This is a genomic window from Mesorhizobium sp. M0018 (assembly GCF_040323955.1).
GTDB lineage: Bacteria > Pseudomonadota > Alphaproteobacteria > Rhizobiales > Rhizobiaceae > Mesorhizobium.
In genome coordinates, this window is record NZ_JAMYVL010000003.1 from 284,759 (window position 1) to 298,923 (window position 14,165).

Annotated in this window: 17 protein-coding genes; 9 read left to right on the forward strand and 8 right to left on the reverse strand. The window is 62.6% G+C overall.

All coding sequences use genetic code 11. The annotated features are described in order from the left end of the window. Window positions 1–114: 114 nt before the first annotated feature. Genes NKJ81_RS05970 through dapD form a run of 3 tightly spaced genes read right to left on the reverse strand, consistent with a single transcriptional unit; the run spans window position 115 to window position 2,187 of the window. Window positions 115–903, reverse strand: a complete 789-nt coding sequence (locus NKJ81_RS05970; RefSeq protein WP_352455973.1) for a hypothetical protein — start codon at window positions 901–903, stop codon at window positions 115–117. 21 nt (window positions 904–924) lie between these two features. Next, the gene (locus NKJ81_RS05975; RefSeq protein WP_352539950.1) at window positions 925–1,302 is read right to left on the reverse strand and encodes a DUF805 domain-containing protein; all 378 of its coding nucleotides are present in this window, start codon (window positions 1,300–1,302) and stop codon (window positions 925–927) included. Window positions 1,303–1,332: 30 nt separating this feature from the next. After that, window positions 1,333–2,187: a 2,3,4,5-tetrahydropyridine-2,6-dicarboxylate N-succinyltransferase gene (gene dapD / locus NKJ81_RS05980; RefSeq protein WP_352455975.1), complete on the reverse strand. Its 855-nt coding sequence runs from the start codon at window positions 2,185–2,187 to the stop codon at window positions 1,333–1,335. Window positions 2,188–2,332: 145 nt separating this feature from the next. On the opposite strand from dapD, the gene NKJ81_RS05985 reads away from it, so the two are divergent. After that, on the forward strand, window positions 2,333–3,172 hold the full coding sequence (locus NKJ81_RS05985) for an LOG family protein (RefSeq protein ID WP_352455976.1): 840 nt from the start codon (window positions 2,333–2,335) through the stop codon (window positions 3,170–3,172). Window positions 3,173–3,206: 34 nt separating this feature from the next. On the opposite strand, the gene NKJ81_RS05990 is transcribed toward NKJ81_RS05985, so the two are convergent. Continuing rightward, on the reverse strand, window positions 3,207–3,914 hold the full coding sequence (locus tag NKJ81_RS05990; protein ID WP_352455977.1) for a pyrimidine 5'-nucleotidase: 708 nt from the start codon (window positions 3,912–3,914) through the stop codon (window positions 3,207–3,209). A gap of 161 nt (window positions 3,915–4,075) precedes the next feature. On the opposite strand from NKJ81_RS05990, the gene NKJ81_RS05995 reads away from it, so the two are divergent. Further along, window positions 4,076–4,837, forward strand: coding sequence for a GGDEF domain-containing protein (locus NKJ81_RS05995; RefSeq protein ID WP_023677477.1), 762 nt, complete (start codon window positions 4,076–4,078; stop codon window positions 4,835–4,837). Window positions 4,838–4,886: 49 nt separating this feature from the next. On the opposite strand, the gene NKJ81_RS06000 is transcribed toward NKJ81_RS05995, so the two are convergent. Next, the gene (locus NKJ81_RS06000; protein WP_352455979.1) at window positions 4,887–5,054 is read right to left on the reverse strand and encodes a hypothetical protein; all 168 of its coding nucleotides are present in this window, start codon (window positions 5,052–5,054) and stop codon (window positions 4,887–4,889) included. Between the two features lie 93 nt (window positions 5,055–5,147). On the opposite strand from NKJ81_RS06000, the gene NKJ81_RS06005 reads away from it, so the two are divergent. Next, window positions 5,148–5,648 (forward strand): MarR family winged helix-turn-helix transcriptional regulator, encoded by a 501-nt coding sequence (locus NKJ81_RS06005; protein WP_352539951.1) that lies wholly within the window; start codon window positions 5,148–5,150, stop codon window positions 5,646–5,648. On the opposite strand, the gene phhA is transcribed toward NKJ81_RS06005, so the two are convergent. Next, window positions 5,643–6,476, reverse strand: coding sequence for a phenylalanine 4-monooxygenase (phhA, locus tag NKJ81_RS06010; RefSeq protein ID WP_352539952.1), 834 nt, complete (start codon window positions 6,474–6,476; stop codon window positions 5,643–5,645). The genes NKJ81_RS06005 and phhA overlap by 6 nt on opposite strands. Window positions 6,477–6,616: 140 nt before the next feature. On the opposite strand from phhA, the gene NKJ81_RS06015 reads away from it, so the two are divergent. Both NKJ81_RS06015 and bchE read left to right on the forward strand, forming a co-directional pair. Next, window positions 6,617–7,093, forward strand: coding sequence for an Lrp/AsnC family transcriptional regulator (locus tag NKJ81_RS06015; RefSeq protein WP_023677481.1), 477 nt, complete (start codon window positions 6,617–6,619; stop codon window positions 7,091–7,093). Window positions 7,094–7,195: 102 nt separating this feature from the next. Further along, complete coding sequence (gene bchE / locus NKJ81_RS06020) at window positions 7,196–8,734, forward strand: magnesium-protoporphyrin IX monomethyl ester anaerobic oxidative cyclase (protein WP_352539953.1); 1,539 nt, start codon at window positions 7,196–7,198, stop codon at window positions 8,732–8,734. 19 nt (window positions 8,735–8,753) lie between these two features. Here the strand turns inward: bchE and argB are convergent, their stop codons facing one another. Further along, window positions 8,754–9,647: an acetylglutamate kinase gene (gene argB, locus NKJ81_RS06025; protein WP_023677482.1), complete on the reverse strand. Its 894-nt coding sequence runs from the start codon at window positions 9,645–9,647 to the stop codon at window positions 8,754–8,756. A gap of 96 nt (window positions 9,648–9,743) precedes the next feature. Then, window positions 9,744–11,240, reverse strand: a complete 1,497-nt coding sequence (locus NKJ81_RS06030) for an amidase (protein WP_352539954.1) — start codon at window positions 11,238–11,240, stop codon at window positions 9,744–9,746. A gap of 126 nt (window positions 11,241–11,366) precedes the next feature. On the opposite strand from NKJ81_RS06030, the gene NKJ81_RS06035 reads away from it, so the two are divergent. The 4 genes from NKJ81_RS06035 (at window position 11,367) to msrB (ending at window position 14,044) form a co-directional block, all read left to right on the forward strand. Further along, complete coding sequence (locus NKJ81_RS06035) at window positions 11,367–11,906, forward strand: sigma-70 family RNA polymerase sigma factor (protein WP_352540035.1); 540 nt, start codon at window positions 11,367–11,369, stop codon at window positions 11,904–11,906. Next, a complete protein-coding gene (locus NKJ81_RS06040; protein ID WP_352472348.1) occupies window positions 11,903–12,607 on the forward strand; it encodes an anti-sigma factor in 705 nt (234 codons plus the stop codon). Before NKJ81_RS06035 ends, NKJ81_RS06040 begins: the two co-directional genes overlap by 4 nt. A gap of 204 nt (window positions 12,608–12,811) precedes the next feature. Continuing rightward, window positions 12,812–13,369: a fasciclin domain-containing protein gene (locus NKJ81_RS06045; RefSeq protein WP_352539955.1), complete on the forward strand. Its 558-nt coding sequence runs from the start codon at window positions 12,812–12,814 to the stop codon at window positions 13,367–13,369. Window positions 13,370–13,543: 174 nt separating this feature from the next. Beyond that, on the forward strand, window positions 13,544–14,044 hold the full coding sequence (gene msrB / locus NKJ81_RS06050) for a peptide-methionine (R)-S-oxide reductase MsrB (RefSeq protein ID WP_352539956.1): 501 nt from the start codon (window positions 13,544–13,546) through the stop codon (window positions 14,042–14,044). Window positions 14,045–14,165 lie beyond the last annotated feature (121 nt).

A 14,165-nucleotide genomic window follows, 5' to 3' on the forward strand; every position in this document is an offset into this window, starting at 1 on the left:
AAGTGTGAAGCGGTTTTCCGTCCGGAATTGCGTCAAAACAAAAAAGATAGAGCGGTTCGGCGTTTCTGCGAAACGATGAACCGCTCTAGCGGATCTGCCGCCGGGTTGCCGGTTTTAGCTTGCCGGCCCCGGTCGTCTGCGGACTGCAGGCCGGCGCGGCGGGCCCGGCTCGGGATCGGTCTTCGCCGCACGTGCCGGCTGCCCATGAGGGGTTTCGATCAGCGTGATCTTCTGCCAGATCTTTCGCGAGAGGTTCGAAGCCAGGTTCTCGATGTCATTGACGCCGTCGATGACCACGGCGTCATTCACCGATTGCGCGAACAGCGCGGCGATCTTGCCGGTGATCGACAGCATTTCGGAGCAGTAGTCGAGATAGCGGGCAAGGTCGGCGGCGTTGGTGATGCGGGCTGGCGAATGCGCAGTCGGCTTGAAACTGGCTGAAAGCGTTGCCGGATCCTTGGTCAGCTGGTGCATGTCGATGACGTGGATCAGCGACCGCAGCCCGTGGAGCTGGCGAAACACCCGCTTGCGCTTGATCCGCTCCTCGGAGCGAATCAGGGCCAGGAAGCCCAGCACCGCGAGGATGATCATGTTGAGGGAGGCTTCGATGCCTTGCACCGACTGGAAGGCATCGTGGTTTCCCGAGATGCGGCCGAGCGGCAGGATTGTGCCGACGAACAGGAACATCAGCGCTCCGACGACGAAGGCGGCGATGATGAGGCCGCGCAGCCACCAGATCGGCGCCTCCAGCGCCTTGGCTGCCTTTGCCAGATCGCGCGACAGCGACACGAGCTCGGCGGCGACGCCGCGCAAGCCTGCATCGGGAAAGCGCTCGGCGACGCGCCCTTCCAGCCGTTCGGCGGTTTCGAGGATCAGTTTCGGATCAAGCGAGCGGTAGCGCATGACGAAATGTCCGATCGGTGCTCAGGGTTCGGCCGGGGCGTTGGTGCGCTTGCCGTAGCGGTTGGGGCCGGGTTGCCCTGGAAACAGGCAAAGCACGAGGAAAGCGATGATCGAGACAACCGGCACGAACAGCACCAGCGCCGCAACGCCCGGCTTGTCGAGGTCGTGCAACCGCTTGACCGCCAGCACCACGTTCGACCAAAGCGAGGCAATGAAGGCGATGAAGAAAATGAACGACCACATGTTGCTCTCGGTGGTGCCCTCCGGCACCAGCGTGAAACGGTAGAGCGGGAAGGCCTGTATGATGGCCACCAGCAGTCCTCCAAGAAAATAGGCCGCGCGGCTGACGCGGCCCGAAGCTTTGAAGAAAAGCCAGATGAGGTCGGATCTTTCAGGCAAGCGAATTCCGTCCGTGTTCGTTGAGAAAGATCAATCGCGAAGCAATTCGTTGATCGAGGTCTTGGACCGGGTCCTGGCGTCGACCCGCTTGACGATGACGGCGCAGTAGAGGCTGGGGCCGGGCTCGTTGTTTGGAAAAGGCTTGCCCGGCAGCGAGCCGGCGACGACGACGGAATTAGGCGGCACCTCGCCGTAGAAGATCTCGCCGGTGGCACGGTCGACGATCTTGGTCGACTGGCCGATGAAGACGCCCATGCCGAGCACCGAGCCTTCGCGAACGATGCAGCCTTCGACCACTTCGGAACGGGCGCCGATGAAGCAATTGTCCTCGATGATGGTTGGGCCGGCCTGCATCGGCTCCAGCACACCGCCGATGCCGACGCCGCCTGACAGATGCACATTCTTGCCGATCTGGGCACAGGAGCCGACCGAAGCCCAGGTGTCGACCATGGTGCCGCTGTCGACATAGGCGCCGACATTGACGAAGGACGGCATCAGCACGGCGCCGGGCGCGACGTAGGCGGAGCGGCGCACGATCGACGACGGCACGGCGCGGAAGCCCGCCTTCTCGAAATCGACGGCGCTCCAGCCGTCGAATTTTGAGGGCACCTTGTCCCACCATACCGCCTGACCGGGACCGCCCTCTATGATCTCCATCGGGGTGAGCCGGAAGGACAGCAGCACCGCTTTTTTCAGCCACTGGTTGACGTGCCATTTGCCGTCGGCCTGCCGCTCGGCGACGCGTGCGACGCCCCGGTCGAGCAGGTCGAGCGCCGATTGGATGGCCTCGCGCGTCTCGCCGCGGGTTGCGGTCGAAATCGTGTCGCGTTCCTCGAAGGCGTTCTCGATAATCTCCTCGAGGCTCGCGAGATCGGGCTTCGACATGAATTCGCTCCATTACCAAGCTGTTAAGGGCCGGCGCCTTAACCTGTTTGAAAGTCGCGCGGACCCTATGTGAAGGCTTGGGGAGGGTCAATCGCGGCAGCGTCACGGGACGGCGCAGGTGAATGATTGGACGGGTAAAGCAAATATGACTCCCATGGAAAAGGCGGGATGGACGCCGCTGCCGCATTCGGACGAGGATCTGGAGCGGTCGAGAAGCGTGCCGGACACGCCGCAAACGCGCGCGGAGACATATCGGCTGGCCTGGAACGATCCCGATTTCATGACGCGGCGCGAGTTGCGTGCGGTCAGACTGCAGCTCGAACTGCTTAAACCGGAGATGATCCTGGCCGAGCGCGGCATCCAATCGACCGTCATCCTGTTCGGCGGCGCCCGCATTCCCGAGCCCGGCGGCGAAGCCTGGGCGGCCAAGAACGAGACGCAGAAGAAGAACCTCGAGCAAAACAGCAAATATTACGAGGAGGCGCGCAAATTCGCCCGCCTCTGCTCACAGCAGTCGGCCACCTCGTACTATCGCGAATTCGTCGTGGTGACCGGCGGCGGGCCGGGTGTCATGGAGGCCGGCAATCGTGGCGCCGACGATGTTGGCGCGCCGTCGATCGGTCTCAATATCGTGCTGCCACACGAGCAGGCGCCAAACGCCTACGTGACGCCGGAACTCTGCTTCAACTTCCACTATTTCGCGGTCCGCAAGATGCATTTCGTCATGCGTGCCAAGGCCGTTGCGGTGTTTCCAGGCGGCTTCGGCACGATGGACGAGTTCTTCGAGACGCTGACCCTGATCCAGACCGGCCGCATGGAACGCGTGCCGGTCATTCTGTTCGGCAAGGCTTTCTGGGCAAAGGCGATCGACCTCGATTTCCTCGCCGAGCAAGGCACGATCACACCCGGCGATCAGGATATCATTGATTTCGTCGACACCGCTGACGAGGCCTGGGGGATCGTCAGCCGCTTCTATAAACTTTGACATGCAAGCAAGGACTTGAAGCGCGCCGGCTGCCTCAAGCAGGGACTTCCACGATCGCCGTGAGAAAGCTGGCGAGGTCGTCGGTGACGAAGTCCACATCGTCCTCGTTGGCCGGGTCGCGTTCCCAGATTTCCGAGAAGGTCGGCTCGAAATTGCGCGGCACCACCAGCACCGTAGTCATGCCCAGCGATTTCGGCACCGACAGGTTGCGGGCAAGATCTTCGAACATCACCGCATTTTGTCCGGTAACGGCGTGGAGTTCGGCAAATTTCTCATAGGATTGCCGCGCCGGCTTCGGGTTCAGTCCGGCTGCGACGATATCGAAAATATCATCGAAATGCTCGAGAATGCCCAACTGCCGCGCGGTGCGTTCGGCATGCCGGCGATCCCCGTTGGTGAAGATGAATTTACGGCCGGGAAGCTGGCGAATGGCGGTGCCTAGGACGGGATCTGGAACCAGCCAGGAATAATCGATGTCGTGCACTTTCTCGAGAAAATCGTCGGGGTCGATGCCGTGGCGCGTCATCAATCCGTTCAGCGTCGTGCCATATTCGCGGTAGAGCTCCTTTTGCAGCTTGCGTGCTTCCTCGCGCGGCAGCGTCAGCAATTCTCCGACGTAGGCGGTCATCTTCACATCGATCTGCGAGAACAGATTCGAATGATGCGGATAAAGCGTGTTGTCGAGATCGAACACCCAGTCGGTGACATGGGCAAAGCGGGCGGGGTCGGGAAGTGTCGTCATACGTCCTTATGGCACGAAACGATCTTTCTAACAGGAGGTTTATCCACAACCTATGCGCGCCCTGGGTGGTAAAAATGGCGCCATGATTAAAATCTTAAGCATCGCCGAAAGGTGACATTCAGCGCTTTGCTGGAACCAAGACGGACCAGTGGGAGCAAGCGATGAATCGCATATTTCTAAAGTCTGCCGCCATCGCTTTCGCCTCCGTCGCGGTCTCGCTTTTGCTGACGCTGATCGTCGTGCCGGCAATGGGGTTTCCGATCAATCGCACCATCTGGCTGACATCCACCGTGTGCCCGCTCGCGCTGGCCTGGAGCGTCGGCGCCTATACGTTCTGGCAGGGCGAAAGGTTGCAGACCGCGCATCGCGAGCTCGCCCGCGCCCATGCCCAACTCGCCGCCGCGCACAGGCGCTTGGCGGAAAAGGCGAGCCGCGACGACATGACCGGCATGCTCAACCGCGAAAGTTTCTTTGCCGCTCTCGACGGCTCCCGGCGCAAATCCGATCGCGGGGCATTGCTGATCGTCGATGCCGACCATTTCAAGACCATCAACGACAGCTACGGCCATCTGATCGGCGACGATGCGCTGCTCCTGATTGCAAACGCGATAGAGCGTGGCGTGCGCAGCGGCGACGTGCTTGGCCGCATCGGCGGCGAGGAATTCTGCGCCCTTCTGATTGGTGCCACCGAACACGAGGCCAGGCGCATCGCCGAGCGCATCCGCCGTGAAGTCGAGCGTATCCGTTTCCGGCCCGTCGACGAACGAACGGTTCCGCTGACAGTCAGTATTGGCGGCATCACCTGCGGCAGAGACGCCGCAGTGTCGGAGCTAATGCGCGCCGCCGACCAGCGGCTCTACGAGGCCAAGCATCGCGGCCGTAATCTGTCGATCATCGACCGCGATATTTCCGAAGCCGCCTGAGCTCGGCCCTAAGCCTTCTGCTGCATTCAACCGCGCCGCTGCCAGACTGTCAAAATCCGAAGATGGCGATGCGGAACAGCAGGGCGGCCGCCGCCACCGCCACCAGAGCGATGCCAAGGCCAATGGGAGAGCCCCAGCCATACCACTCCATCGCCAGCTTGGCATATTTGAACTCCTCGGCCGGTGTGAGTGGGCCGCGCGTCGGGGTCTGATTCATGTTTCACTCCTTGCAGGCTGCGACAGGCCTTGCCTTGCGCCTGATGCAGCATATTACTATAATAGCCATAATGTTAGGCAGTTTGATAGTTAGATGATCGAAATAAATTCGTCAAGCATGAATCGGGCCGACATGAAGACCGCCATCAGCCTTGCCATTATGGGCTGGCAGGACGCGACGCAGGCTTATGACGAGGCAGTGGGCGATAGGCTTGGGCTGAGTATGGCGGAACGCCATTGCCTGGCGCTGCTCTATGGCGGCCCGCGATCGGCTGGCGAGGTCGCGGCCGCAACAGGGTTGACGCCGGCCGCGGTCACCGCGCTGATCGACCGGCTGGAGGCACGCGGCCTGCTGACACGAACGCGCAGCCTTGAGGACAGGCGCAAGGTGGTCATAGAGGCGACGGAACTCACGCGAGAACTATCGACGCGCTATTATGGCGCGATCGCGCAGGAGGGGGAAAAGGTGATCGCCACATTCAGCGACACTGAACTCGCCACGATCCTGCGCTTCGTCACGGCGTCGCTCGACCTTCAGCGCGACCAGCTGGCCCGGCTGAAGGCCGAGGCTTTGGAAACAGCCGACAGCCTATAGGCTCGCCGGGCCGAGCGCTGGCTCGCCTTTGCGGCGCGCCACGATCGCCGCAAGATCGGCGGTCTCGAAAGCATCACGCAGGGCGTCGAACGACGGCAGCACGAAATAGGCACGCTGGAACTTGTCGATCTCGTAGCCGGTGCGCATCACGGTTTCCAGGTCGAAGGGGACATGGTGCGCCTCGCCGCCTTCGACCGCGAACTGAAGCTCCGTGAAGGATGACATCAGCCCGGCGCCGAAAGCCTTCAGCGGCTGGCCCGGCTCGCGTATCAGCCCGTATTCGACGGTGTACCAGTAAAGCCTGGTGATCATCTCGTCGCCGCCGAGCGCAATCACGCTATCGGCCTTTTTGCCATACATCTGCATGAAGTCGGCAAAGACCGGCTGCGTCAGGATCGGCACGTGACCGAAGAAATCGTGGAACATGTCGGGCTCGACGATGTAGTCGAGCTCCTTTTGGGTTCGCAGCCAGTTGGTGACCGGGAAGCGGCGGTGGGCGAGGTGGTCGAAGAACGGCTGGGCGGGGATGAGCCCCGGCACGGCGACGATCTCCCAGCCGGTGAACTTGCGCAGCTTCTCGCTGACCGCACCGAAATCCGGGATCTTGTCGAGAAGGCCGAGCGCCGCAACGCCATCGAGATAGGAATGATGGGCGAGCTTCCTGGTCAGCTTCGTCTGGCGGTCGCACAGTGTGCGCCACACCGCCTGTTCTTCGTCGTTATAATTGTAGCCCTGCGCCACGGTGAAATCGGCACGGCAGACCGAATAATCGCCGCGAAGACCTCGCGCCGCGCATTCGCGGGCATAGTCGGCAACGTTCATTGTCATGGCTTGCTCTCCCTGGAAATCATGATCAGCGGATTGCCGGAAATTCTAGCCGGATCGCGCGAGGCAAATCAGCTTTGATGGTGGCTCAAACGCAGGGTTGGAGGTAAAAGGCTGCACGATCGAGCTTTGGGAGAGTGAAAATGCCTCAGTTTGACGAATTCGAGATCAAGATGCTCGACATCCTGCAGCGCGACGGGCGCAAGCCGGTCTCCGAATTGGCGCAGGAGATTGGGCTGTCGACGACACCTTGCGCGCGGCGCTTCGAGGCCCTTCAGCAGGCGGGCATCATAAAGGGCTTTGCTGCGGTGCTCAGCCGCCGCGCCGTCGGGCTGATGGTCGAAGTGTTCATCCAGGTGCGCCTCGTAACCCACAGCGACGGTTCGCCCGAAACCTTTATCGCCGCCGTGCAGCGCATGGACGAGGTGTCGTCGTGCTGGACGATGACTGGAGACTACGATTTCCTGCTGCATGTCATGGTGCCGTCGGTCGACGAGCTCAATGCCTTCGTCATGCACCGGCTGATGCGGCTCGAAGGCGTGCGCGACGTACACACGCAGCTTGTGCTGCAGAACATCAAGGGGCCTGGCCATGTCCCGCTTGCACATCTCAGACGATAGGCATTTCTGCGGAAAAGCTGCACACGAACTGCTGAATCGAGCCAATCTCCAGAGCTAGATCGCCGACTACGACATGCGGACCGCCATTGCATAAGGTCCGCCATGAAAATCGTCCTGATCAATCCGCCACATACAGCTATCGGCAGCCGCGTGCCGGACGACCATCTGCCGCCGCTCGGTTTGCTGGCACTGGGCGGTCCGCTGATCGACGCGGGACATCAAGTGCGGCTTGTGGACGCCGAATTCGGGCCGATGGCGCTTGCCACGCTGGTCCGGGACGCCTTGAGCGATCATCCCCACTGCATTCTGATCGGCCATTCCGGCTCGACCTCTGCGCATCCGACAGCCCTGCTGATCGCCGGCATGGTCAAGGACATCCAGCCAGCGACAATCCTGATCTATGGCGGCGTGTTTCCGACCTATCATTGGCGCGACATACTGGCTGAAACGAATGTCTTCGACTTCATCGTGCGCGGCGAGGGCGAGGCGACCATCGTCGCGCTGGTCGAAGCGCTTGAAAACCGCAAGCCGCTGTCGGATGTGGCGGGCGTCGCCTTTCCTGACGATTTGCGGCGGCCCTTCGCCACCAAGCCGGCAAGGACGATCGCCAACCTCGATGACTACCGCGTCGGCTGGGAACTGATCGATGTCAGCCGCTACAGCTATTGGGGAGGCAAGCGTGCGGTGGTCATGCAGTTCTCGCGAGGCTGTCCGCATCTGTGCAACTATTGCGGCCAGCGCGGCTTCTGGACGCGCTGGCGGCACCGCGACCCCGTGAAGTTCGCGCGGGAGATTGCCTGGCTATACCGCGAGCATGGCGTCGAACTGATCAACCTTGCCGACGAGAACCCGACGTCGTCCAAAAAAGCCTGGCGCGCCTTTCTCGATGCGATGATCGCCGAGAATGTGCCGGTGCTGATCGTCGGCTCCACCCGCGCCGACGACATCGTCCGCGACGCCGACAGTCTGCATCTTTATCGCCAGGCCGGCGTCATCCGCTGGCTGCTTGGCATGGAAAACACCGACGAGCAGACGCTTGCATTGATCCGCAAGGGCGGCAGCACCTCATCCGACCGCGAGGCGATACGGCTGCTGCGCCTCAACGGCATCTTGTCGATGGCGACCTGGGTGGCCGGTTTCGAGGACGAAGGCTTGCGCGACCTCTGGCGCGGCTTCCGCCAGCTGATCGCTTATGACCCCGACCAGATCCAGGCGCTCTATGTGACGCCGCATCGCTGGACGCCGTTCTTCAGGATTGCCAGGGACCGCAAGGTGATCCAGCTGGACGCCCGCCTGTGGGACTACAAGCATCAGGTCCTGCGGATGACCCGCCTCAAGCCGTGGATGCTGTTCTTCGCCGTCAAGCTGATCGAACTGGCGGTGCAGTCGCGGCCCAAGGCCTTGGCGCGCATCCTGTTCCACAAGGATCCGGAGCAAAGGCATTCGATGCGCTGGTACACCAGAATGGGCCGCCGCGTCTGGTTTCGCGAAGTCTGGGGCTTTCTGGTCCGCGACCGCCGCCTCAAAAATGGCCCGACGCTCGCCGAATTCTGGGGCGCGCCGCAAGACGAGGAAGAGGAATCGATGGTTGTCGAACGCCTGCCGCGTAAGTCCGTGACCGCTATTTCGCCAAACGCTTGAGCCCCTCAGACACCCGGCCTCACGGCACGATCAGCGTGCCGGCGCCGTGTTCGGTGAACAGCTCGAGCAGCACCGCATGCGGCGTCTTGCCGTTGAGGATGACGACGCCCGCGACGCCGCGCTCGATTGCCTCGATGCAGGTCTCGACTTTGGGGATCATGCCGCCCGAGACCGTGCCATCCTTGATCAGGGCCTTGGCCTCGGCCACGGTCAGCTCGTCGATCAGCTTCTTGTCCTTGTCGAGCACGCCGGGCACGTCGGTAAGGAACAGCAGGCGCGTCGCCTGGCAGGCGCCGGCGATGGCGCCGGCAAAAGTGTCGGCGTTGATGTTGTAGGTATGGCCGTCGCGGCCGGGCGCCACCGGCGCCAGCACCGGGATCATTTCGGACCGCGCCAGGAGGTCGAGCAATGTGCGGTCGACCTCGACAGGCTCACCAACGAAGCCCAGGTCGAGCACCCGTTCGATGTTGGAATCCGGATCGATCATGGTCTTTCGCGCCTTTTCGGCAAACACCATGTTGCCGTCCTTGCCGCACAGGCCGATCGCCCACTCGCCCTCGGCATTGATCAGCGCGACGATCTCCTTGTTGATCGACCCGGCCAGCACCATCTCGACAATCTCGACGGTCTTCTGGTCGGTGACGCGCAAGCCGCCCTCGAATTTGGATTCGATGCCCATCTTGCTGAGCATGGCGCCGATCTGCGGCCCGCCGCCATGCACGACGATCGGGTTGACGCCGGATTGTTTCAAAAGTGCGATGTCGCGGGCGAAAGCCTTGCCGAGCGCGATGTCGCCCATCGCGTGGCCGCCATATTTCACCACGACCGTCTTGTTCTCGTAGCGCTGCATGTAGGGCAGCGCCCTTGAAAGCAGCGCGGCCTGCATTTCGGCGGTGGCGGCGACATCCGTCATCGGCGTGGTTCCCAGCTTGGCATGAACGGCGGCGTCTTAGCGGGAATTAGACGACGGGGCAAACGGCTTTGCTGTCACGATCGATCAAATCACCGCCTATGCCGGCCGCTGCAGCGGCGCCCGTCGGCCCAGCCAGCCCGAGATCCTTTCCATCTGCGCGGCGAACGACAAAAGCGTTTCCTCGTCGCCGGGGCGGCCGGCGGCCTGGACGCCGAGCGGCAGGCCGGCATCGGTGACGTAAACCGGAAGCGTGATCGACGGTTGCCCGCTGACGTTCTGGATCGCCGGCCAGTGGGTGAACCACAGGCTCTTGTCCATCAGCTGGCCGAATAGCGGCTTGAACTTCAGCAGGCCGGCGAGGCGCAGTCTGTCCAGGACATTCTCGATGAATTCGTCGGCGCCTTTCGGGTCCATGGTGCCGCAGGCGAGCGGCGGGTGCGCGATGACAGGCATCAGCACTGCATCATAGTGCGCGGTTTCGGTGATAAGCCGGCGCGAGGTTGCGTGCAGCCGCTGCAGGCCGGCATAGATTTCGCCGGCCGAGAGGATTTCACCGAACCGGCTCATCACGCGCGTGGCGCGTTCGATGTCGCCTGAGATGGAGCGGCCGACGCGCAAGGCCTCGCCACGCATCGTGCCGGCCACCGCCGCGGCGACGGTTCTGGCGAAATCGGCGATGAAATCACGATCGATATAGGGCAGGTCGATCTCCTCGACGCCGTGCCCGCCTTCGCGCGCCAGCGCAATCGCCGCATCCAGAGCTTTCAACGTCTCTTCGGATATCGGCAAGCCGAGCGGCGATTTTCGATAGAAGGCGAGCTTGAGCTTGCCCGGATCGCGCCCGGCGGCCGCAGCGAAACTGCCGTTCGGCGACGGTGCCGCGTAGGGCGACAGCGGGTCGGGCCCGTGGGTCAGGTCGAGCAGCAGGGCCGTATCGCGCACCGAGCGGGCCAACGCATGGTCGACGACGAAGCCGTACCAGCTTTCGGTGACGAGCGGCGTCAAGGGTACGCGGCCGCGCGAGGTTTTCAGCCCGACCAGCCCGGTGCAAGCGGCAGGCACCCTGATCGAGCCGCCGCCATCCGAGGCATGCGCCACCGGCACGACGCCGGCCGCGACCAGCGCAGCCGCACCGCCCGAGGAACCGCCGGTCGTATGCGCGGTGTCCCATGGATTGCGGGTGACGCCGTAAGCCACCGACTCGGTCACCAGCCTCAGCCCGTGTTCGGGTGCGGTGCTGGTGGCGATCGGGATCAGGCCGGCGGCCAGATAGCGTTCCGTCATCACCGAACTGAAATCGGGGGTGAAAGCTGGGATGCGGCTGCCGCCATGCGTCGGCACGCCTTTCATGGCGATGCCGAGGTCCTTCAGCGCAAAGGGCACTCCGGCAAGCGGCAGCTTGTGGTCGACGGTTTTCGCTCGCGCCCGCGCCGCCTCAAAAAGCGGTTCGGCGATGGCGTTGATCTCCGGCAGGGTGGCCTCGGCCCGGGCGATCGCCGCATCGACGAGATCTTGCGGTGTGATCTCTCCCTTGTGCACGAGTGCGGCCTGGCCGGTTGCGTCATGCTCCCACAGAACCCGCTCGATCGACATGGTCGCCCTCCCGCTCATTGCAAGCTAGCGGGCGGCGATTTCATTGGCAATCGACGCTGGCGCTGCCGGTGCGCAAGACCATTTCAGTCGTTGCAAATACATTACAATCGCCTAATTTGGCGGCGAATGACGCCGCAGGACATCAGCAACCTGATTGTCCGGACTTCGATGAAGGACCGGGCTGCGTTCGATCTGCTCTACCGGCAGACCAGCGCGAAACTTTTCGGCGTCTGCCTTCGTGTATTGAAGGATCGGGGAGATGCTGAAGAAGCGCTTCAAGAGGTCTTCGTCAAGATATGGACGAAGGCGGACCGTTTCGCCGTTTCGGATCTGAGCCCGATCTCCTGGCTGGTGGCCATTGCGCGCAATCATGCGATCGATCGGATCAGGGCGCGGCGAGAGCCTGCCGCCTATATCGATGCCGCGCTCGACGTGGCCGATCCGGCGCCGGGGCCGGAGACCATGGCCGTGGCGGGCGGTGAGTCCGAACGCATCTACCATTGTCTCGAGGAATTGGAGAAGGACCGGGCGGCGGCCGTTCGGGGCGCCTATCTGGATGGCAAAAGCTATGCCGAACTGGCGGAGCGCTATGGCGTACCGCTGAACACGATGCGGACCTGGCTGCGGCGCAGCCTGTTGAAACTGAGAGAATGCCTGGAGAGATGACGCTGGCTGACGACAATGGACCGGAACGTGGGGGCGACGACCTGTTCGCCGCCGAATACGTTCTTGGCGTTCTGGCCGCCGATGAACGCGAGATCGCGTCGCGCCGCATTGATGCGGACGCCGCCTTCGCGCGCCTTGTCGATGCCTGGGAGGCGCATCTTTCGCCGATGGCCGCCGCCTATCCGGAGACAGAGCCTCCGATCAGGGTCAAGGAAGCATTGGACCGCCGGCTTTTCGCTGCAGAGCCGCGCGCCGGCCTGTGGTCGAGCCTTGGCTTCTGGCGCGGTCTTGCCGCCGCCGCCATTGCGGCGCTGGCGATCTACATCGCCGTGCCTTACTTCCGCCCGTCCACCGAGCCGCCGCAGGCGCGGCTTGTCGCCTCGCTGGCGGCCGAAGGCAGCGACGTCAAATATCTCGTCGTCTACGATGCCGCCCGTCACGAGGTCGGTCTTTCCCACGTTTCCGGCGAGCGGGCCGCCGGCAAGGACTTCGAGCTGTGGATGATCGAAGGCAAGAAGGCGCCGGTGTCGATGGGCGTCATCCCGGCCGGTGCGACCGCGCATTTGGCCATCCCGCCCGCCGTCCAGGAGAAATTGGCGCAAGGCGCCGTGCTTGCGGTCAGCGTTGAGCCGGCCGGCGGTTCACCGACCGGCCAGCCGACTGGACCGGTGGTCGCAGCGGGCGATCTGAAGAGCATCTGACCGCTTCTCATCGCGGGAAGCAGACCTGAAATCTATCTCCCGCGATGTAGACGCCTGCAAAGCTTGTTGGCGGCTGTCGATCCGAGCCCGGCAAATTGCAGCGACAAATATTTTTTTGCGGAGAGGGCGAAACTCCAGCATTTCTATCGCGTATCTCCTTGCGTTCCCAAATGAGGGGAACGATAACCCGAGGAGGTTGAAATCATGCGTAAATTCGCCACCCTTTTGCTTGCCGGCACGGTCGCCATTTCCGCGCTCGCCACCATTGCCTATGCTCAAAATCCGATGGTCGGCGGCGCCGCCATGTATGCCCAGAAAAACATCGTCGAAAATGCTATCAACTCGAAGGACCACACGACGCTGGTCGCTGCCGTCAAGGCAGGCGGCCTGGTCGATACACTGCAAAGCGCTGGCCCCTTCACTGTGTTCGCGCCGACCAACGAGGCCTTTGCGGCACTTCCAGCCGGCACGGTGGAGACGCTGCTCAGGCCTGAAAACAAGGACAAGCTTGTCAAGATCCTGACTTGCCATGTCATCGGCGCCAAAGCGATGGCCGCCGACGTCGCCAAGATGGTCAAGAACGACGGCGGCACCCACAAGGTCAAGACGGTCGGTGGTTGCGAACTGTCGCTCAAGGCCGACGGCGGCAAGGTCACCGTGACCGACGAGAACGGCAACGTCGCCAATGTGACGATCGCCGATGTCGAGCAGTCCAACGGCGTCATCCACGTCGTCGACAAGGTTCTCCTGCCGAAGATGTAACAAACGCACGCTGCCGGCGAAGATATCGCTAAGGGCCTCCCTGCGCACGCTCCGCGCCGTTCACGCAAGATGTGGATAGGCGCGGAGTCCCGCTTTGAGGACAGCGATCGTCACCGGCTTTTGATTTCCGTGTGGCGGTCGAATTTGGCACAAGCAATGACAGGAGGAATGGCCATGAACCGTCGCGAGCTTCTTTTGAGTGGTGCGGCAGCCATTGGCGTTGTCGCAGGCGCCACCGCGCTGCGCATGGGCGGAGCCCAGAATGCACGCGCGGCTGAGACTTTCGAGGTTACCAAGACCGAAGCCGAGTGGCGCGCCATCCTGTCCGACGCGGCCTTCAATGTGCTGCGCAAGGAGGGCACGGAATACCCGGGCACCAGTCCGCTGCTCAACGAGCACCGCAAAGGCATCTTCGCTTGCGCCGGCTGCGGCCTGCCGGTCTATTCGTCAGAGACCAAGTTCGATTCCGGCACAGGCTGGCCGAGCTTCTGGCAGGAAATCCCGAATTCCGTCGGCAAGACCGTGGACAGGTCTTTGGGCATGACCCGCACGGAGGTCCATTGTCGCCGCTGCGGCGGCCATCTCGGCCACGTATTCGACGACGGTCCGCCGCCGACCGGGTTGCGACACTGCATCAATGGCGTTGCCCTGACCTTCAAGCCGGCGACCGGGTGAGGACGGCTGCGACCCTGACTTTGTCGGAGCGCGAGAGGACTTCGTAATGGTTGATTTTGCGCATGACCCCGAAAATCGCTTTTCGGGGTCATGCGCGAGGGCGCCAGGCGGGGGATCCAGC